The sequence below is a fragment of the Serratia sp. YC16 genome (assembly GCF_009707615.1).
GTDB lineage: Bacteria > Pseudomonadota > Gammaproteobacteria > Enterobacterales > Enterobacteriaceae > Serratia > Serratia surfactantfaciens.
The window spans coordinates 1,508,767-1,527,212 of sequence record NZ_WLYN01000001.1 but is presented as its reverse complement, the minus strand read 5'-3'; the positions used below and the strand labels follow the sequence as shown (position 1 = coordinate 1,527,212).

At 61.3% G+C, this 18,446-nt stretch carries 18 protein-coding genes; 9 read left to right on the top strand and 9 right to left on the bottom strand.

Annotated features, from left to right (window positions below; all coding sequences use genetic code 11):
* The first annotated feature begins 43 nt into the window (after positions 1 to 43).
* The 3 genes from cysM to GKN89_RS07200 all read left to right on the top strand — a co-directional run bounded on the left by cysM (position 44) and on the right by GKN89_RS07200 (position 3,190).
* Entirely contained in the window at positions 44 to 925 is an 882-nt protein-coding gene (cysM, locus tag GKN89_RS07210) for a cysteine synthase CysM (protein WP_370520169.1), read from the top strand.
* A gap of 255 nt (positions 926 to 1,180) precedes the next feature.
* Positions 1,181 to 1,861 (top strand): response regulator transcription factor, encoded by a 681-nt coding sequence (locus GKN89_RS07205; protein ID WP_025303784.1) that lies wholly within the window; start codon positions 1,181 to 1,183, stop codon positions 1,859 to 1,861.
* 6 nt (positions 1,862 to 1,867) lie between these two features.
* Positions 1,868 to 3,190 (top strand): ATP-binding protein, encoded by a 1,323-nt coding sequence (locus GKN89_RS07200; RefSeq protein WP_025160147.1) that lies wholly within the window; start codon positions 1,868 to 1,870, stop codon positions 3,188 to 3,190.
* Between the two features lie 76 nt (positions 3,191 to 3,266).
* Here GKN89_RS07200 and crr read toward each other — a convergent pair whose 3' ends face one another.
* From crr to cysZ, 5 genes are all read right to left on the bottom strand, one after another.
* Entirely contained in the window at positions 3,267 to 3,776 is a 510-nt protein-coding gene (gene crr, locus GKN89_RS07195; RefSeq protein WP_004936467.1) for a PTS glucose transporter subunit IIA, read from the bottom strand.
* Positions 3,777 to 3,825: 49 nt separating this feature from the next.
* Complete coding sequence (gene ptsI, locus GKN89_RS07190) at positions 3,826 to 5,553, bottom strand: phosphoenolpyruvate-protein phosphotransferase PtsI (RefSeq protein WP_025160148.1); 1,728 nt, start codon at positions 5,551 to 5,553, stop codon at positions 3,826 to 3,828.
* Between the two features lie 46 nt (positions 5,554 to 5,599).
* A complete protein-coding gene (gene ptsH / locus GKN89_RS07185) occupies positions 5,600 to 5,857 on the bottom strand; it encodes a phosphocarrier protein Hpr (protein WP_004936458.1) in 258 nt (85 codons plus the stop codon).
* A gap of 399 nt (positions 5,858 to 6,256) precedes the next feature.
* Entirely contained in the window at positions 6,257 to 7,225 is a 969-nt protein-coding gene (gene cysK / locus GKN89_RS07180; protein WP_016926786.1) for a cysteine synthase A, read from the bottom strand.
* 185 nt (positions 7,226 to 7,410) lie between these two features.
* Positions 7,411 to 8,169 (bottom strand): sulfate transporter CysZ, encoded by a 759-nt coding sequence (cysZ, locus tag GKN89_RS07175; protein WP_019453845.1) that lies wholly within the window; start codon positions 8,167 to 8,169, stop codon positions 7,411 to 7,413.
* A gap of 221 nt (positions 8,170 to 8,390) precedes the next feature.
* Between cysZ and zipA the strand changes: the two genes are divergently transcribed.
* From zipA to GKN89_RS07160, 3 genes are all read left to right on the top strand, one after another.
* Positions 8,391 to 9,416: a cell division protein ZipA gene (gene zipA / locus GKN89_RS07170; RefSeq protein ID WP_063919828.1), complete on the top strand. Its 1,026-nt coding sequence runs from the start codon at positions 8,391 to 8,393 to the stop codon at positions 9,414 to 9,416.
* A gap of 79 nt (positions 9,417 to 9,495) precedes the next feature.
* Positions 9,496 to 11,517, top strand: a complete 2,022-nt coding sequence (gene ligA, locus GKN89_RS07165) for an NAD-dependent DNA ligase LigA (RefSeq protein WP_025160149.1) — start codon at positions 9,496 to 9,498, stop codon at positions 11,515 to 11,517.
* Positions 11,517 to 11,732, top strand: a complete 216-nt coding sequence (locus tag GKN89_RS07160; RefSeq protein ID WP_004936441.1) for a DUF3820 family protein — start codon at positions 11,517 to 11,519, stop codon at positions 11,730 to 11,732. The genes ligA and GKN89_RS07160 overlap by 1 nt, the downstream gene beginning before the upstream one ends.
* Positions 11,733 to 11,759: 27 nt before the next feature.
* On the opposite strand, the gene GKN89_RS07155 is transcribed toward GKN89_RS07160, so the two are convergent.
* Complete coding sequence (locus GKN89_RS07155) at positions 11,760 to 12,752, bottom strand: bile acid:sodium symporter family protein (protein ID WP_019453842.1); 993 nt, start codon at positions 12,750 to 12,752, stop codon at positions 11,760 to 11,762.
* Positions 12,753 to 12,849: 97 nt separating this feature from the next.
* Here GKN89_RS07155 and GKN89_RS07150 point away from each other — a divergent pair, with 97 nt between their 5' ends.
* On the top strand, positions 12,850 to 13,770 hold the full coding sequence (locus GKN89_RS07150) for a LysR family transcriptional regulator (protein ID WP_019453841.1): 921 nt from the start codon (positions 12,850 to 12,852) through the stop codon (positions 13,768 to 13,770).
* A gap of 1 nt (position 13,771) precedes the next feature.
* On the opposite strand, the gene GKN89_RS07145 is transcribed toward GKN89_RS07150, so the two are convergent.
* Together GKN89_RS07145 and GKN89_RS07140 are read right to left on the bottom strand one after the other, a co-directional pair.
* On the bottom strand, positions 13,772 to 14,239 hold the full coding sequence (locus GKN89_RS07145; protein ID WP_154746595.1) for a FlxA-like family protein: 468 nt from the start codon (positions 14,237 to 14,239) through the stop codon (positions 13,772 to 13,774).
* A 52-nt stretch (positions 14,240 to 14,291) separates the two neighbouring features.
* Positions 14,292 to 14,840 (bottom strand): nucleotidyltransferase family protein, encoded by a 549-nt coding sequence (locus GKN89_RS07140; protein ID WP_019453839.1) that lies wholly within the window; start codon positions 14,838 to 14,840, stop codon positions 14,292 to 14,294.
* A gap of 159 nt (positions 14,841 to 14,999) precedes the next feature.
* On the opposite strand from GKN89_RS07140, the gene GKN89_RS07135 reads away from it, so the two are divergent.
* Both GKN89_RS07135 and eutC read left to right on the top strand, forming a co-directional pair.
* Positions 15,000 to 16,385, top strand: coding sequence for an ethanolamine ammonia-lyase subunit EutB (locus tag GKN89_RS07135; RefSeq protein WP_154746594.1), 1,386 nt, complete (start codon positions 15,000 to 15,002; stop codon positions 16,383 to 16,385).
* Complete coding sequence (eutC, locus tag GKN89_RS07130; protein WP_019453837.1) at positions 16,382 to 17,173, top strand: ethanolamine ammonia-lyase subunit EutC; 792 nt, start codon at positions 16,382 to 16,384, stop codon at positions 17,171 to 17,173. The genes GKN89_RS07135 and eutC overlap by 4 nt, the downstream gene beginning before the upstream one ends.
* On the opposite strand, the gene GKN89_RS07125 is transcribed toward eutC, so the two are convergent.
* Positions 17,152 to 18,054, bottom strand: coding sequence for a LysR family transcriptional regulator (locus GKN89_RS07125; protein ID WP_019453836.1), 903 nt, complete (start codon positions 18,052 to 18,054; stop codon positions 17,152 to 17,154). The two genes, eutC and GKN89_RS07125, sit on opposite strands and share 22 nt — an antisense overlap.
* Positions 18,055 to 18,446 lie beyond the last annotated feature (392 nt).

The window sequence follows — 18,446 nt, the reverse complement described above, 5'->3', positions numbered from 1 at the left end:
GCCTTTTTACTTTACGTACATCAACAACACACAGGCAAAGATCGTGACAACGCTCGAACAATGCATCGGGAATACCCCGCTGGTAAAACTGCAACGGCTGGCCGCCCAGGCGGGCAGCGAAGTATGGGTCAAACTGGAAGGCAATAACCCGGCGGGATCGGTGAAGGATCGCGCTGCGTTGGCGATGATCCAGCAGGCGGAGTTGCGCGGTGAGATCAAGCCCGGCGACGTGCTGATCGAGGCCACCAGCGGCAACACCGGCATTGCGCTGGCGATGATCGCTGCATTGAAAGGCTATACGCTGAAGCTGCTGATGCCGGAGAACATGAGCCTGGAGCGGCAGGCGGCGATGCGTGCCTACGGCGCCGAGCTGATCCTGGTCAGCCGTGAACAGGGAATGGAAGGCGCGCGCGATCTGGCGCTGGAGATGCAGCGCCAGGGGCTGGGCAAGGTGCTGGATCAGTTCAATAACCTGGACAACCCCTACGCCCACTTCACCACCACCGGCCCGGAGATCTGGCGCCAGACCGAAGGGCGCATCACGCACTTCGTTTCCAGCATGGGCACCACCGGCACCATTACCGGGGTGGGCGGTTACCTGAAGAGCCAGAACCCACAGGTGCAGATCATCGGCCTGCAGCCGGCGGAAGGCAGCAGCATCCCCGGCATTCGCCGTTGGGCGCCCGCTTACCTGCCGGGCATTTTCCGCCCGGAGCTGGTGGATCAGGTGCTGGATATCGAACAGGGCGATGCCGAGCAGACCATGCGTCAGTTGGCGCAGCGTGAAGGTATCTTCTGCGGCGTCAGCTCCGGTGGCGCGGTAGTCGGCGCCCTGCGCGTCGCGGCGGCTCACCCCGGCAGCGTCGTGGTGGCGATCGTCTGCGATCGCGGCGATCGCTACCTCTCCACCGGCGTATTCGACTGAGTCCCCCTCCCGGCGGCGCGTCCCGCCGGGAAACGCCTTCTCACCTCCCTGTTACAGACTGCCTGTCCGGCCCGCCGAAGCGGCGGCTATCGCCTGCTCGCGCGCCAATCCCCTGACTGAAGTAGAGAAATCGCGCAACAGCGGCCACAATAACGGTGGCGAGACGCAAAGAGCGATGTGTAAGGATTGAGTAAAACCGGCTGCGGGCCGGCGGAATTGGCGGGAAAATAACGAAAATCGGTGAAGGAGCAAGGCATGAAAATTTTACTGGTCGACGATGACCTGGAGCTTGGCACCATGCTGAGCGAATACCTGACGGGCGAAGGCTTCGACGCCACGCTGGTGCTGACCGGCAAGGCGGGGGTCGAAGGCGCGCTGTCGGGCGATTATACCGCGATGATCCTCGACATCATGCTGCCGGACATGAGCGGCATCGACGTGCTGCGCGACGTGCGTAAAAAGAGCCGGCTGCCGATCATCATGCTGACAGCCAAAGGCGACAACATCGATCGGGTGATTGGCCTGGAGATGGGGGCCGACGATTACATGCCCAAGCCATGCTATCCGCGCGAATTGGTGGCGCGTCTGCGCGCGGTGCTGCGCCGTTTCGAAGAGCGGCCGCAAGAGGCGGACGACGAGGCCGCCATCAGCTTCGGCGAGCTGACGCTGAACCCTTCTACCCGCAGCAGCGAATGGCGGGGTAAGGCGTTTGATCTGACGGCTTCGGAATTCAATCTGCTGGAGCTGTTGCTGCGCGCGCCGGATCGCGTGGTGTCGAAGGACGAACTGTCCGAGAAAGGACTGGGGCGCCCGCGCGAGGCCTATGATCGCAGCGTAGACGTGCATATCAGCAATATCCGCCAGAAGCTGAGCGCGCTGGCCGGCAGTAAGCTGAGCATCGAGACGGTGCGCAGCATCGGCTATCGCATACGGTAACCAGACATGCGCGGAAGACTGTTCTGGAAAATTTTGCTCGGCTTTTGGCTGACCTTCCTCATTATGACGCAGGCCTTGTGGGTGGCATTTTCTCTTTATGGCGACCGCTATGTGCCGCCGGAGAATTCCATGGCACGGCGGGCGATCGGCTTGCTGCTGACCTCCGCCACCACCCAGTTGCGCAGCGGCGGCATGCCGGCGCTGGAAGCCCTGATGCGCGACTGGCCGGAGGACGATCGGCGTCTGCTGTCCGTTACGCCGATGACCCAACCGCCGCCTGAGCCGGAAGAACCGGTGTTTGAAGGGCGGCGGATGCCGAAAGAGATTTCCGCCTGGGTGCAAACTGGAGAAGGGCAGGGGTACTGGCTGAGTTATAACGTGCGCGGGCTGCGGGAAGAGTATCGGCCGGAGCGGCGTTCCCACTTCTTCAACATTCCAGCGCCGATGCTGTGGGTCGGCGGGCTGGGCGGTTTGCTGTTCAGCGCCGTGCTGGCCTGGAACCTGACCCGCCCGATGCGTCAGCTGCGCGGCGGCCTGGATCGGGTGGCGCAGGGCGATCTGTCGGTGCGGCTGTACCCGAATATGCGGCGGCGTCATGACGAACTGTCTGACGTGGCGCGCGATTTCGATACCATGGCCGAGCGGCTGGAGCTGCTGGTCAGCGCCCGTGAGCAGTTGCTGCACGATGTTTCGCACGAACTGCGTTCACCGTTGGCGCGCCTGCAGTTGGCCATCGGCCTGGCGCGGCAGAATGCCGGCAACGTCGAAACCTCGCTGAAGCGCATCGAACATGAGTCGGGGCGGTTGGACAAAATGATCGGCGAACTGCTGGCGCTGTCGCGTACCGAACACAGCAGCTTGCCGGACGAAGAGTATTTCGATCTGTATGGTCTGGTGGACGCGGTGGTGAGCGATGCGCGCTACGAGGCTCAGGTGCCCGGCGTGGATATCGTGCTGCAGGCCGAATCGGATGTGGAGTACACCGTCAAGGGCAATGCGGAGCTGATGCGGCGTGCGGTGGATAACGTCGTGCGTAATGCGTTGCGCTTTTCCAGCCATGGTCAGCGGGTGACGGTGGCGCTGTCGCGCGTCGACAATCAGTTTCAGATCGCCGTCAGCGATCAGGGGCCGGGCGTCGAGGAATCGAAGCTGTCGAGCATCTTCGATCCTTTCGTGCGCGTGAAATCGGCGCTGTCGGGCAAGGGCTACGGCCTTGGGCTGGCGATTACCCGCAAGGTGGTGCTGGCGCACGGCGGCCAGGTTGAGGCGCGCAACGGCGACAAAGAGGGGCTGATCATCACTCTGCGTGTGCCGCGCTGGTCGTCATGACGCAGCGAGATGGGGATACCCCGAAGGGATAAAAAAAACGGCGCCGAGGGCGCCGTTTTTTATTGATCATCCGCGATTACTTCTTGATGCGGATGATCGGGGTTTCGCCAACGGTTACGCTGCCGGACAGTTTGATCAGCTCTTTGATCTCGTCCATGTTGGAGATAACGACCGGCGTCAGGGTCGACTTGGCTTTCTCTTCCAGCAGAGGCAGGTTGAACTCGATAACGACGTCGCCTTTCTTGACGCGCTGACCTTCTTCAGCGATGCGTTTGAAGCCTTCGCCTTTCAGTTCTACGGTATCGATGCCGAAGTGGACGAACAGCTCAATGCCGCTGTCGGATTCGATAGAGAATGCATGGTTGGTTTCGAAAATCTTGCCGATGGTGCCGTCAACCGGAGCAACCATTTTGTTGCCGGCCGGTTTGATAGCGATACCGTCGCCAACGATTTTTTCAGCGAACACTACGTCCGGCACATCTTCGATATTGACGATTTCGCCAGAAAGGGGAGCGACGATCTCGATAGTGCCCGTGTCTTTCTTGTCATCAGAAACCAGAGATTTCAGTTTATCGAACAAACCCATGATCTTCTCCTAAGCATTAAATTGGGCGGCGTTCCAGTGTCGTGGAAGTTTAGCAGAGCGTTTTTTCTTCGATGAATTTATTGACGCAATTCATCAGGTCTTGTGCCGTTGGCTGTGCCAAGGCTTGCGCTGCCAACGCCTTCACATCTTCGAAATTCGTGTTGCGAATAATTTTCTTGATGCGCGGGATTGAAATCGCACTCATGCTGAACTCATCCAGCCCCATGCCCAATAACAACAGTGTAGCACGCTCATCGCCAGCCAGTTCACCGCACATGCCGGTCCACTTGCCTTCCGCGTGAGATGCATCAATAACCTGTTTAATCAGGCCAAGTACTGATGGGGACATCGGGTTATAGAGATGAGAAATCAGCTCGTTGCCGCGATCTACCGCCAGAGTATACTGGGTTAGATCGTTTGTCCCAATACTAAAGAAGTCGACTTCTTTCGCCAGGTGGTGAGCGATGACCGCCGCAGCCGGTGTTTCCACCATCACGCCCACTTCGATGCTCTCGTCAAACGCCTTGCCTTCTTCGCGCAACTGCGCCTTCAGCGTCTCGATTTCGCCTTTCAGATCGCGCACTTCTTCCACGGAGATGATCATCGGGAACATGATGCGCAGTTTGCCGAACGCCGAGGCGCGCAGGATGGCGCGCAGCTGGGCATGCAGGATTTCACGGCGGTCCATCGCGATGCGGATGGCGCGCCAGCCGAGGAACGGGTTCTCTTCCTTCGGCAGGTTCATGTACGGCAGGTCTTTGTCGCCGCCGATGTCCATGGTGCGGACGATCACCGCTTGCGAGCCCATGGCCTCCGCCACGGCCTTGTAAGCCTGGAACTGCTCGTCTTCGGTCGGCAGCGAGTCGCGGTCCATGAACAGGAATTCGGTACGATACAGGCCGACACCTTCCGCGCCGTTGCGCTCTGCACCCGCGACGTCGCGCACGGTGCCGATGTTGGCGCAGACTTCAACCTGATGGCCGTCCAGCGTAATCGCCGGCAGGTCCTTCAGCTTGGCCAGATCGTTTTTCTCGGTGATGTATTGGTTCTGGGCGGCTTTCAGCTGATCGATAACGTCAGCGGTCGGGTTAACGTAAATTTTGTTGTTAACCGCGTCCAGAATCAGGTAGTCGTCGTTTTTCACCTGCTTGGTCACGTCGCTGGTACCGACGATCGCCGGCAGCTCCAAGGAGCGCGCCATGATGGAGGTGTGGGAGGTGCGGCCGCCGAGGTCGGTGATGAAGCCCAGCACTTTGTCCAGGTTCAGCTGCGCGGTCTCGGACGGGGTCAGATCGGTGGCCACCAGGATCACTTCGTCCTGAATGGAGCCCAGATCGACGATCGGCATGCCCAGGATGTTCTGCAGCAGGCGCTTGCCGATGTCGCGCACGTCGGCGGCGCGTTCTTTCAGGTATTCGTCGTCCAGCTCTTCCAACGCTTTCGCCTGACCTTCGATCACGGTGTAGGCGGCGGCGTCTGCGGAGGCCAGCTCATCTTTGATTAGGGCTATGATTTCCTGCTCAAGCTCTTCGTCTTCCAGCAACATGATGTGGCCTTCGAAGATAGCTTCCTTCTCTTCGCCGAAGGTTTCGCCAGCTTTGGTCTTGATCGCTTCCAGCTGTTCGGACGCTTTCGCGCGGCCGGCCAGAAAACGCGAGACTTCCTGCTCTACTTGATCAGCAGAGATTTTTTTCCGGTTGATGACAATGTCGTCTTCTTTCAGCAAGAGAGCCTTACCAAAAGCGATGCCCGGTGATACTAAAATGCCTGAAATCATAACCCTACCTTACTCTTGACTGGTGTTAACTAAAAAGACGGGCCGATTACTCAAGCTCTGCCATCAGTTTTACCAAGTGCTCAACGGCTTTCTGCTCGTCTTCACCTTCAGCGGAGATGGTCACTACGGTCCCTTGAGTCAGCCCCAGAGTTTGCAGTTTGAACAGACTTTTAGCGCTGGCGCTTTTGCCGTTGGAGGTCACGGTGATGTCAGACGTGAAGCCTTTGGCTTCTTTAACGAACTGAGCGGCAGGGCGAGTATGCAGACCATTCGGAGCGGTAATAGTAACTTCTTGCTGGAACATTGATGTTTCCCCAACTTATTGGATTAATGTTGTGGTGCTAAAGTTTAGCCCAGGGGCCTGACTTTAGCTTGCCTGGTTATAGCGCCTGACTATGGACAGGGGCGAACGTTGATGCAACAGAAAACGACGCGTTAGGCACTTCAGATCAAAAAACTCGGCTTTAGACGTCGTTCCAATCCGCTCCCCATTATGCCCGATTCGACGCGTCGGCGACAGATGAGTAAATCGATTCAGCCTTGACCGGGCTCGGGGGGTGATTAATTTTGCGCATCGAAATAATGCACCGTTAAATACTAAAGCCGACGGGCAAAAGCAATCTTGGACTGCTATAAAGTTTGATCCAGTCCACAAAAAAGCACCCCGCAGGGTGCTTTTTTAGCGATTTGTGCAGTGCAGGAATTACTGTTGCAATTCCTGCTCGGTGAACAGATCGGCAAACAGCGCGGTGCTCAAATAACGTTCGCCGGAAGACGGCAGTATCACCACGATGGTCTTGTCGGCGAACGCCGGTTCTTCGGCCAGTTTTACCGCCGCCGCGACCGCCGCGCCGGAGGAGATGCCCGCCAGGATGCCTTCTTCGTCCATCAGGCGACGCGCCATGCTGATGGCTTCGTCGTTGGAGATTTTCTCGACGCGATCCACCAGGTCCAGATCGAGGTTGCCCGGAATGAAACCGGCGCCGATACCCTGAATCTTGTGCGGGCCCGGTTTCAGCTCTTCACCGGCCAGCGCCTGGCTGATGACCGGCGAGTCGGTCGGCTCGACCGCCACGGTGGTGATGGCTTTGCCTTTGGTGTTCTTGATGTAGCGGCTGACACCGGTCAGCGTGCCGCCGGTGCCGACGCCGGAGATGAACACGTCGACTTCCCCATCGGTGTCTTCCCAGATTTCCGGGCCGGTGGTTTTCTCATGGATCGCCGGGTTGGCCGGGTTGCTGAACTGTTGCAGGATCAGGTAACGGTTCGGATCGGTGGCGACGATCTCTTCCGCTTTGGCGATGGCGCCCTTCATGCCTTTCGCCCCTTCAGTCAGCACCAGGTTGGCGCCCAGCGCCTTGAGCAGCTTGCGGCGCTCGATGCTCATGGTTTCCGGCATGGTCAGCGTCAGCTTGTAACCGCGCGCGGCGGCGACGAAGGCCAGCGCGATGCCGGTGTTGCCGCTGGTGGGCTCTACCAGTTCCTTGCCGGCGGTCAACACGCCGCGTTGTTCCGCATCCCAAATCATATTGGCACCGATGCGGCATTTGACGCTGAAGCTCGGGTTGCGCGATTCAACCTTGGCCAGAATGCGTCCGTTGCCGATACGGTTCAGACGAACCAGCGGCGTATGGCCGATTGTTAATGAGTTGTCTTCATATATCTTGCTCATAGCCCGTCCTTTAACTCTATGAAAATGTGGGGAACATCGAAAGCATACGCTAACAGTACCGGCAGGGAAGTAAAGAATTGGTATATCTATATGTTATTAGGAAATAAGTTTTAAGCACAATGATAAGGGCGCGAAATGCGCGCCCTGTCGAAAATTCCCGCGCTATCGGCGGTAAAAAACGGCGATTATCGGACGAATTGCGAGCGGTAGCGATCGACCCACATCGCGGTGGCGCCGCAGACGGCGACCGGCAGGATCACCAGATTGAGGATCGGGATCATGGTGAACAGGCTGACCAGCGCGCCGAACTGCAGGTTGTCGGTTTTGTGCTGGCGCAAGGCGCGGCGCATGTCGGCAAAGCTCACCTTGTGGTTGTCGAACGGGTAGTCGCAATACTGGATCGCCAGCATCCAGGCGCTGAACAGGAACCACAGCACCGGCGCCACCGTCTGACCGATGCCGGGCACGAAATACAGCGCCAGCAGCAGCAGCGCGCGCGGCAGGTAATACATCAGCTTGCGCCATTCGCGCGCCATGATGCGCGGCAGATCTTTGGCGATGCCGAGCAGGCCGGTGTCCGGCAGCGGTTTGCCGGTCAGGCTGCCTTCGAGCTGTTCCGCCAGCAGGCCGCAGAACGGCGCGGCAATAAGATTGGTGATGGTGCTGAACAGATAGCTGAACACCAGCAGCACCGAAACGACCGCCAGCGGCCACAGCAGGTAGCTCAACCATTGCAGCCAGTCGGGCACGTGGCTCATCATCGCCGGGATCCAGTCGCCGAGCCGGCTGAACAGCCACCAGAAAGCGGAGCCCATCAGCAGCACGTTGACCAGCAACGGCAGGACCACATAGCGTTTAATCCCCGGGCGTGAAATCAGGCGCCAGCCTTCGGCAAAATAGTGAATGCCGCTGGTCGGGCGGGAAGGGGGCTGCGTATAGGACATATCTTAAGTTATCTCGTTGTCTGAACAGGCATCATTATCATATAGGGATGATTTTCCACTGGCTAGGGTAGGGTTGGCTGAAAAACCAGCAGAAAAAGGCAGTATAATCATCTTTATTGGCATAAAGTTCAGCACGGACTTGCACTTGTGTGCGCGGGCAAATAGAGTTAAAGAGTGAATGTTTGCCGCGGTGGCAATGTATTGGAACAACAGAGATAGCAATGATGCAGGATTTGCGTCTGATATTAATCGTTGTTGGCGCGATCGCCATAATAGCGCTGTTATTGCACGGTCTGTGGACCAGTCGCAAAGAACGGTCAGCGCTCTTCCGCGATCGCCCAGCCAAACGTTCCCAAAAGGAACGTGAACAAACTCCGATCGACGATCTCGAAGAAGGCGTCGGTGAGGTGCGCGTGCGCGCCGCTCACCCGCAAGACGAGCCGTCATTCGGCCATTTCGATGCCGCACGCGAAGAACCCGTGGCCGCGCCGAAGCCCGCTCCGGCGGCTGCGCCAGCGCCCCGCGCCGTTCAGCCGGCCGCTCATCAGACACCGCCTCCGCTGTCTCAGCGGCCGGAGTATGATGACATCCTGCTGAACAACTACGCGCCGGACGAAGAACAGGCCGAGCCGCAGCAACCGCAACCGGCCGCGCGCCGCGAGCCGCGCGTCGACGATCTGCCGCATGAACATGAGGCGCCGCAGGTGGCGGAACCGGCATTCCACGCCGAACCGGCCCCTGTGCAGCCCGCGCCGGCAGCGAAGCCGGCGCAGGAACCTGCGCCGCAGCCACAACAGCCGGCGGTTGCGCCAATTCCGGCCAAGCTGAAAGAGACCGTGCTGGTGCTGCACGTCGCGGCCCATCAGGGCGGCGTGATCGGCGGCGAAGTGCTGCTGCAGAGCGTGTTGCAGGCGGGCTTCCAGTTTGGCGAGATGGGCATCTTCCACCGCCATATCAGCCCGGCCGGCAGCGGCCCGGTGCTGTTCAGCCTGGCGAACATGGTCAAGCCGGGATCGTTCGATCCTGACATGATGTCCGACTTCTCCACGCCGGGCGTGTCGATGTTCATGATGGTGCCGTCTTACGGCGACGCCAATCAGAACTTCAAGCTGATGCTGCAGTCGGCGCAGCGCATCGCCGACGACGTGGGCGGTGTGGTGCTGGACGACGAGCGCCGCATGATGACGCCGCAGAAGCTGGAAACCTACAAAGCGCGCATCCGTGAAGTGTTGGAAAACAACGCCTGACCGGGTTGCCGCGCGCACTGAACATCCGTAACAACAAAGCCCCCGCTAGCCGGGGGTTTTTTATCTTTGATGGTGAGCCATGGAATCGATAATCCAACAAATCAATCAACTACGAGCCACATTGCGCCATCATGAATACCAGTATCATGTGCTGGATGCGCCGGAAGTGCCGGATGCGGAATATGACCGCCTGATGCGCGAGCTGCGCGAGCTGGAGAGCGCGCATCCTGAGTGGGTCACCGCCGATTCGCCGACCCAGCGCGTGGGCGCGGCACCGCTGGCGGCGTTCGACCAGGTGCGTCACGAAGTGCCGATGCTGTCGCTGGACAACGTGTTTGACGAAGAGAGCTTCCTGGCGTTTTACAAGCGCGTGCAAGATAGGCTCAAGAGCAGCGATCCGCTGACCTTCTGCTGCGAACTGAAGCTGGATGGCCTGGCGGTCAGCCTGCTGTACGAAGACGGCGAGCTGGTGCGCGCGGCGACGCGCGGCGACGGCACCACCGGTGAGAACATCACCGCCAACGTGCGTACCATCCGCGCCATCCCGCTGCGCCTGACCGGCGACAACATCCCGCGCCGGGTGGAAGTGCGCGGCGAAGTGTTTATGCCGCAGGCCGGTTTTGAGCAAATGAACGAAGAAGCCCGGCGCAAAGACGGCAAGGTGTTCGCCAATCCGCGCAACGCCGCCGCCGGATCGCTGCGTCAGCTCGATCCGCGTATTGCCGCCAAACGTCCGTTGACCTTCTTCTGCTATGGCGTTGGCCTGCTGGAAGGCGGCGAGCTGCCGCGCAGCCACTTTGAGCGCCTGATGCAGTTCAAAGCCTGGGGTCTGCCGGTCAGCGATCGCGCCCAGCGTCGCACCGGCAGCGAGGAAGTGCTGGCGTTTTATCGCCAGGTCGAGCAGGACCGCGCGCAGCTCGGTTTCGACATCGACGGCGTGGTGATCAAGATTGACGACATCGACCTGCAGGAAACGCTGGGCTTCGTGGCGCGCGCGCCGCGCTGGGCGACGGCGTTCAAATTCCCGGCGCAGGAGCAGATCACCGTGGTGCGCGAAGTGGAGTTTCAGGTTGGCCGCACCGGCGCGATTACGCCGGTGGCCCGCCTTGAGCCGGTGCTGGTGGCCGGGGTGACCGTCAGCAACGCGACCTTGCACAACGCCGATGAAATCGAGCGTCTGGGGCTGCGCATCGGCGATACGGTGATCGTGCGCCGCGCCGGCGACGTGATCCCGCAGGTGGTGGGGGTGCTGGAAGACCGCCGGCCGCAGGATGCGCGCGAAGTGGTGTTCCCGCTGCATTGCCCGGTGTGCGGTTCCGACGTTGAGCGCGTGGAAGGCGAGGCCGTGGCGCGTTGCACCGGCGGGTTGATCTGCGGCGCGCAGCGCAAAGAGGCGTTGAAGCACTTCGTTTCCCGTCGCGCGCTGGACGTCGAGGGCATGGGCGACAAGATCATCGAGCAGCTGGTGGACAAGGAGTACGTGAAGAATCCGGCCGATCTGTTCCGCCTGTCCGCCGGCATTCTGACCGGCCTGGATCGCATGGGGCCGAAATCGGCGCAGAACCTGGTCAACGCGCTGGAGAAATCCAAGCAGACCACCTTCGCCCGCTTCCTGTACGCGCTGGGCATTCGCGAGGTCGGTGAGGCGACCGCCGCCAACCTGGCGGCGCATTTCGGTTCGCTGGAGAAGCTGTTCGCCGCCGATATCGAGGCGTTGAAAGAAGTGCCGGACGTCGGTGAAGTGGTGGCCAAACACACCCGCAACTTCCTCGATGAAGCGCTCAATCAGCAGGTGATCAACGAGCTGGTGGGTGCCGAGATCGGCATTCATTGGCCGGCGCCGGTGGTGGTGGTGGCGGAAGAGATAGACAGCCCGTTCGCCGGCAAAACCGTGGTGCTGACCGGCTCGCTGAGCCAGCTGTCGCGTGACGAAGCCAAAGATCGCCTGACGGCGCTGGGCGCCAAGGTCAGCGGCAGCGTATCGAAGAAAACCGACCTGGTGATCGCCGGCGAGGCGGCCGGTTCCAAGCTGGCGAAGGCGCAGGAGCTGGGTATCGCGGTGATCGATGAAGCGGAGATGATCCGCCTGCTGGGTGACTGATGGAAAAAGAAAACCTGCTGGAGATCGCCAATACCGTGATGCCGTTCGGCAAGTACCAGGGGCGGGTGCTGATCGACCTGCCCGAAGAGTACCTGCTGTGGTTCGCTCGCAAAGGCGAATTCCCCAAAGGCAAGCTCGGCATGCTGATGGAGATGACGCTGGCGATTAAAATCGAAGGGCTTGACCACCTGGTCAAGCCGCTGAAGAAAAGCTGATCTGACGGGCCTTGGCCCGTCTTTTTTTTACCCGCGCGACGCCTGTGCGTTGGGCACCGCCTGTTGCGTCTGCCGCTTACGCTGGTACCTCTTCGCCAACACTGCGCAGGTCATCAACTGCACCTGATGAAACACCATCAGCGGCAGCACCATGATCCCCACCTGAGCCGCCGGAAACAGGATATTGGCCATCGGAATGCCGTTCGCCAGGCTTTTCTTCGAGCCGCAGAACACGATGGTGATCTCGTCCGCCTTGCTGAACCCCAGCCAACGCGCCATGTAAGTGTTCACCACCAGCACGATCGTCAGCAACACGATGCTGCCGCCGACGATAAACGCCAGCGAACCAAGCCCGACCTGATGCCAGATGCCGTGCGTCACCGCTTCGCTGAAGGCGGCGTACACCACCAGCAGAATCGAGGTCTGGTCGGTTTTGCCGATCAGCGGGCGATGGCGTTCGATCCAGCCGCCGATCAGCGGCCGCAGCAGGTGGCCGGCGACGAACGGCACCAGCAGCTGCAGCACGATCGAGCCGACCTGCCGCAGGCTGCCGGTATCGCCGTGCACATTCATCAGCAGGCCGACCAGCAGCGGCGACACGAAGATCCCGAGCAGGCTGGAGGCGGAAGCGCTGCACACCGCCGCCGCCACGTTGCCGCCCGCCAGCGAGGTGAAGGCGATGGCCGATTGCACGGTGGCGGGCAGGATGCACAGGTAGATGAAACCGGCGTACAGCTCGGGGCTGACGTCGATCGGCGCCCACCAGGCGAACAGCATGCCCAGCGCCGGAAAAATGATGAAGGTGCTGAACATCACCCACAGATGCAGCCGCCAGTTATTGCTACCGGCCAGGATGGCCTCGCGCGACAGCTTGGCGCCGTGCATGAAGAACAGCAGGGCGATGGCGGCGATGGTCAGGGCGTTGAGCCAGCCGACGAACTCGCCGCGCGCCGGCAGGAACGACGCCAGCAATACGGTGGCGATCAGCGTCAGGGTAAAACGATCGGGCAGAAATCTCATGGCGGTGCGCTCAGGGTAGAAAATCGATGGGGCTATTCTCCCGCGTGGGCATATAATAATTAAATTGATTTATTTAATTCATATATGAATAAAACACATGAATTACTCACTCAAACAGCTGCGGGTGTTCGTCGCCATCGCTCGCCACGGCAGTTTCAGCCGCGCCGGTGAGGCGATTGGTCTGACGCAATCGGCGGTCAGCCACAGCGTGAAAGAGCTGGAAGCAGAGGTCGGCGTGCGCCTGCTGGATCGCACCACGCGTGAAGTGGTGCTGACCGACGCCGGCCTGCGGCTGGCCAACCGGGTCGAGCGGCTGCTGGACGAACTGCAGGCCGCGTTGCTGGATGCGCGCAGCTTTGGCGTACAGCGCAGCGGCACGGTGCGGGTGGCGACGAGCCAAACCATTTCCGCCCATCTGATGCCGCAGTGCATCGCCGCCGGTGAGCGCGAATACCCGGAGATCCGCATCATGCTGCGCGATCAGGCGCAGCAGCAGGTGCTGCACAGCGTACGCAACGCGGAGGTGGATTTCGGCATCGTGGTCGATCCGGTACAGGCGGTGGATCTGGAGTGCGAAGCGGTGCTGCACGAGCCGTTCCTGTTGTTGTGCCGCGACGATCATCCGTTCGCGGCGCAACAGGCGGTACATTGGTCGGCGCTGAACGGTTGCCGCCTGGTGTTGCAGGACTATGCGTCGGGCAGCCGACCGCTGATCGACAGCGCGCTGAGACAGCAGGGCGTGGAGGCGCAGGTAGTGCAGGAAATCGGCCATCCGGCGACGCTGTTCCCGATGGTGGCGGAGGGGATCGGCATCAGCATTTTCCCGGCGTTGGCGTTGCCGCTGCCGGAAGGGGGGCGGCTCCGGGTGCGGCGGCTGGTGCCGGAGATCAACCGTGCTCTGATGCTGGTGCGGCGCAAGAACCGTTCGCTGACGCCGGCGGCGGAGGCCATCTGGCAGGTGGCGCGTCAGCAGGCGGCGCTGCTGCAACAGCGCCGGCAGGAAAACGCGGAATATTGACTCAGATATAGACGTCCACAGCGTTGAACGGCGTTGGGCGGTTTACGCCGTCGCCGGATTGCGCCGCGGCTTTTGCCATCTGCTCCTGCTGCTGCTTTTCCATTTCTTCTTTCTGGATGCGGGCGATTTCTGCCTGCAACATTTTGATCTGCGCTTCGATCAGCTGCTTCTGCTTTTCGATTTCCTTAGGATCGGCGTCGGAGTCCTTTAGCTCCACCAACTTTTGCTGCAGCGCCTGAATCTGCCGGTTCAGCGCCTTGATGCGGGCCGAGGCGCGGCTTTCGTTGAGGTTGACCGGTTCGTCATTGCCGTTGGCGCGTTCGTTTTTCTCCATCTTGCCGCCCTGCGGCTGGTTGTTGACCGGTTTGGCCATCAGCAGTTCGCCCTGATGGCCCGGCGCGCTGAACACGTTGCTGACGCCGGGAACGGTATTTTTGATCGGTACTATCATGGTGATGGTGGTCGACATGGATGCTCTCCCTGAGTCGGTATATCGCTGTTCAGGGTATCGGCAGCGGCGGCTAAATCTTTACCTGCCGCAGATGCGGCCAGCGCAGCAGCCAGCCTTTGTCGAGCACCCGCTGGGCATAGGCGGCGCGGTCGCCGTTTTTCACGTTGAAGGTGATGGTGTCGTTGAACAGCGCCGCGAGCCCGAAGGGGGCCACCAGCGTGATGCTGTCGTCGGCGTTCAGGCGTGCGCCGATCGCCGTTTCCACTTCGGTCCAGAAGCTGATGGCCTCTTCGCTGTTGCGGTAGGGCGCCCGGCCGCTGCGCAGGTGCATGCGCGCCTGGTTCTTGACCGACCACGGCTGCGGCAGCCACTGTTGCAAACGTGCTTCCAGCATGCGATCGCGTTCGGCCTGCGCACGCTCCGCATCGAAATGAATCACGTCGATATCGTTGAGCGGCGTCGCCACGGCGTAGCCATGCCGCCGGTCCCACACCAGATTGCGTACAAAGCCGGCGCCGAGGCACCAGTCATTCAGGCCGAGCCTGCGCACGGTGCGCAGGGCCGCCATGCGAGTGTTATCTTGTTGCAGCCATTCGATAATTTGCCGTTGCGGATCCATCACCCCTCCCGTTTTCGCGGCTACTGTAACCCGAAGCGGCGGTGGGTGAAATGGGGGAAAGCATGATGGCGGCGATCGCCGGCAAAATAATTTTCTTCTCCCGCTGACTACACTTGGTGCAGGGCTTGTATCTCGTCACGCAGGGCAAGGGAGGGGGCTATGTATCAGGCAACGTTGGGCCAACGCGGTTATCGCTTCGGCGACCTGCGCCAGCTGATGGCGAAGGCTTCGCCGGCGCGTTCCGGCGATTATCTGGCGGAAGTGGCAGCGCAAAGCGCCGAAGAGCGCATGGCGGCGCGCATCGCGCTGGCGGATGTGCCGCTCAAGGCGTTCCTGCAGCAGCCGCTGGTGCCGTACGAACAGGACGAGGTGACGCGCCTGATTATCGACAGCCACGATGCCGTCGCCTTTGCGCCCATCTCGCACCTCACGGTCGGCGATTTTCGCGACTGGCTGCTGAGCGAGCAGGCGGACAGCGCCATGCTGGCGCAGGTGGCCGCCGGCATAACGCCGGAGATGGCGGCGGCGGTCAGCAAGATCATGCGCAATCAGGATCTGATCCTGGTGGCGAAGAAATGCCGGGTGGTGACGCGTTTTCGCAATACGATCGGCCTGCCGGGCCACCTCAGCGTGCGGCTACAGCCCAATCACCCGACCGACAGCCTGCAGGGCATCGCCGCCAGCATGCTGGACGGCCTGCTGTACGGCAGCGGCGACGCGGTGGTCGGTATCAACCCGGCCAGCGACAGCCTGCCGCTGCTGGAAAAACTCAACTACATGCTGGACGATGTGATCCAGCGCTTCTCCATTCCCACCCAATCCTGCGTGCTGACCCACGTGACCAACACGCTGCGGCTGATGGAGCGCGGCACGCCGGTGGATCTGGTGTTTCAGTCGATCGCCGGCACCGAGGCGGCCAACCGCGGTTTCGGCATCAGTCTGGCGCTGCTGGCGGAGGCGCAGCAGGCGGCGCTGAGCCTCAAGCGCGGCACATTGGGCGATAACGTGATGTATTTCGAAACCGGGCAGGGCAGTTGCCTGTCGGCCAACGCGCATCACGGCGTCGATCAGCAAACCTGCGAGGCACGCGCCTATGCGGTGGCGCGCCATTTTTCGCCGCTGCTGATCAACACCGTAGTGGGGTTTATCGGCCCGGAGTATCTGTATGACGGCAAACAAATTATCCGCGCCGGGCTGGAGGACCACTTCTGCGGCAAGCTGCTCGGCCTGCCGCTGGGCTGCGACGTCTGCTATACCAACCATGCCGAAGCCGATCAGGACGACATGGATACCTTGCTGACGCTGTTGGCCGCCGCCGGGCTGACGTTCCTGATCGGCGTGCCGGGCGCGGACGATATCATGCTTAACTACCAAAGCACCTCGTTCCACGACGCGCTTTATATCCGCGAGCTGCTGGGGCTGAAACACGCGCCGGAATTCGCCGCCTGGCTGGCGGCGATGAACATCACCGACGAGCGCGGGCGGCTGCGCGACGCCGCCGCCAATCACCCGCTGTTGCTGGCGCTGCAGGGAGAACGCACATGAGCAAACCGGTACACGTCAACAGCTGGGACGCGCTGCGCGCCTTTACCGATGCGCGCATCGCGCTGGGGCGCACCGGCGCCAGCCTGCCGACCGACGAGCTGCTGCGCTTCGGCCTGGCCCATGCCCAGGCGCGCGACGCGGTGCATCAGCCTTTCGACAGCGAGCGGCTGGCGGCGGATCTGCACGAGGCCGGTTGGCCCTCGCTGGCGGTGCGCAGCCAGGCTGCTGACCGCGCCGCCTACCTGCGTCGGCCGGATCTGGGGCGGCGACTGGCGCCGGACAGCCGCAGCCTGCTGCTCGGTCTGCCGCCGCGCCGCATCGATTTGTTACTGGTGGTGGCGGACGGCCTCTCCTCCAAGGCGGTGCATCGCCAGGCGCTGCCGTTGCTGCAGGCGCTGTTGCCCTACCTCGAGACGCTGGGGCTGGCCGTCGCGCCGGTGGCGCTGGCGCATCAGGCGCGGGTGGCGCTGGGGGATGAGATCGGCGAATGCCTGCAAGCCCGGGCGGTGGCGGTACTGATCGGCGAACGGCCGGGGCTGTCGTCGCCGGACAGCCTGGGCGTCTATTTGACCTGGGAGCCGAACTCGCACAGAAGAGACTCTGAGCGCAACTGCATCTCCAATGTGCGGCCTGAGGGGCTGGATTATCCGCAGGCGGCGTTCCGCCTGGCCTGGCTGCTGGAGCAGGCGTTTCAGCGGCGATTGACCGGCATCGAGCTGAAGGACGAGAGCGATAACCCGGCGCTGCACAATCGGGTCACGCCGCTTTACGCCCAGCTGGGCGGCTGACCGATGGTTTGCTGCAGCAGGGCGGTGAAGGCCGCCAGCCGGGCGGATACCTTCGCCATCGGCCGCAGCAGGTAGATGCCTTGCTGCTCATGGCGCGGATCTTCCAGCATCTGCACCAGTTGCCCGTTCTGCACGTCCGGCCCCACCACCCAGTTGGGTAGAAAAGCGATGCCCAGGCCGAGCAGCGCGGCCTGACGCTGCGCGGTGAAATCGTCGCAGCGCAGCGCCATGGTGCAGCGGCTCATCAGCGCCGCGTCGAGGATCTGTGCCCAACAGGCCGGCTGCTGTTTGTGGTAGCGGGCGATCAGCCGGTGCTGCGGCAGCGCCTCCAGATCGGTCGGCAGGCCATAGCGCGCGACGTAGGCGGGGCTGGCGCACATAACCCAGCGTTGGGTGGCGATACGGCTGGCGTACAGCGCGCTGTCCTTCTGCTCGCCGATACGGATGGCGGCGTCCAGCGGTTCCTGCGTCGGATCGGTCTGGCGTTCGGTCAGATCGAGATCGATCCACAGCTGCGGATAGCGCTCCGTCAGCGTCGGCAGCAACGGCAACACATAGGTTTTGCCGAAGGTCGGCAGACAGCTGATGCGCAGCGTGCCCTGCGGCGTTTCGTTCAACGCGCTCAGCTCGGCGTGAATACCGGTAATGTCCGTCATCAGCGCGGCGGCGCGCGTCAGCAGCAGCTCGCCGGCGTCGGTCAGCAGCAGCCCACGGGTGGAGCGGACGAACAGCGCGGCGCCGAGCGCGCTTTCCAGCGCGTCGATATGGCGCACCAGCGAGGAGGGCACCATGCCCAACCGGCGTGCGGCGGCGGAAAAGCTGCCCAGGCGGGCCACGTCGAGAAAGATCGGTAGATGTTCAACATAACGGGCGTCATTCATTTTTGCATTATATGCAAAAGCGTTTCTTATGAATACCCGCTTCTCTGTCGGCGGCGCTGCGGCTACTCTGGCTGCGGGTTGACGGCGGGCTTCAATGCGGCCGCATCCCGGCCGTATAGAGAGAAAACGCATAAACCTCGCGGCGCTTAGCACTAAATAACAGATGTTTTTCCCAGGCTGCACGAGCCGCCTGCGGAGTTGATTGTCGCTCCAACACCAGATTAACCGTTCAATTTGATATCCGACTCGGTATTAATGATTAGTGAGCCTTTACTGTCACACATTATGCCGTGAGTTCTGGATATCGGCCGGCCAGCCGTGCCGGTTTTTTTGTCGCCTCAGGCTGAATCGTTCCAACTGATGAACGCGACCTGGGCGGCATCTTGGCTCAC

What these genes read in the sequence shown, in the direction of transcription:
- GKN89_RS07150 (WP_019453841.1), top strand. Translation starts at nt 12,850, where the DNA reads ATGAATTACTCACTCAAACAGCTGCGGGTGTTCGTCGCCATCGCTCGC.
- eutC (WP_019453837.1), top strand. Translation starts at nt 16,382, where the DNA reads ATGAGCAAACCGGTACACGTCAACAGCTGGGACGCGCTGCGCGCCTTT.
- cysK (WP_016926786.1), bottom strand. Translation starts at nt 7,225, where the DNA reads ATGAGCAAGATATATGAAGACAACTCATTAACAATCGGCCATACGCCG.
- ptsI (WP_025160148.1), bottom strand. Translation starts at nt 5,553, where the DNA reads ATGATTTCAGGCATTTTAGTATCACCGGGCATCGCTTTTGGTAAGGCT.
- zipA (WP_063919828.1), top strand. Translation starts at nt 8,391, where the DNA reads ATGATGCAGGATTTGCGTCTGATATTAATCGTTGTTGGCGCGATCGCC.
- GKN89_RS07145 (WP_154746595.1), bottom strand. Translation starts at nt 14,239, where the DNA reads ATGTCGACCACCATCACCATGATAGTACCGATCAAAAATACCGTTCCC.
- GKN89_RS07135 (WP_154746594.1), top strand. Translation starts at nt 15,000, where the DNA reads ATGTATCAGGCAACGTTGGGCCAACGCGGTTATCGCTTCGGCGACCTG.
- GKN89_RS07125 (WP_019453836.1), bottom strand. Translation starts at nt 18,054, where the DNA reads ATGAATGACGCCCGTTATGTTGAACATCTACCGATCTTTCTCGACGTG.
- GKN89_RS07155 (WP_019453842.1), bottom strand. Translation starts at nt 12,752, where the DNA reads ATGAGATTTCTGCCCGATCGTTTTACCCTGACGCTGATCGCCACCGTA.
- cysZ (WP_019453845.1), bottom strand. Translation starts at nt 8,169, where the DNA reads ATGTCCTATACGCAGCCCCCTTCCCGCCCGACCAGCGGCATTCACTAT.
- ligA (WP_025160149.1), top strand. Translation starts at nt 9,496, where the DNA reads ATGGAATCGATAATCCAACAAATCAATCAACTACGAGCCACATTGCGC.
- ptsH (WP_004936458.1), bottom strand. Translation starts at nt 5,857, where the DNA reads ATGTTCCAGCAAGAAGTTACTATTACCGCTCCGAATGGTCTGCATACT.
- crr (WP_004936467.1), bottom strand. Translation starts at nt 3,776, where the DNA reads ATGGGTTTGTTCGATAAACTGAAATCTCTGGTTTCTGATGACAAGAAA.
- GKN89_RS07200 (WP_025160147.1), top strand. Translation starts at nt 1,868, where the DNA reads ATGCGCGGAAGACTGTTCTGGAAAATTTTGCTCGGCTTTTGGCTGACC.
- GKN89_RS07205 (WP_025303784.1), top strand. Translation starts at nt 1,181, where the DNA reads ATGAAAATTTTACTGGTCGACGATGACCTGGAGCTTGGCACCATGCTG.
- GKN89_RS07140 (WP_019453839.1), bottom strand. Translation starts at nt 14,840, where the DNA reads ATGGATCCGCAACGGCAAATTATCGAATGGCTGCAACAAGATAACACT.
- GKN89_RS07160 (WP_004936441.1), top strand. Translation starts at nt 11,517, where the DNA reads ATGGAAAAAGAAAACCTGCTGGAGATCGCCAATACCGTGATGCCGTTC.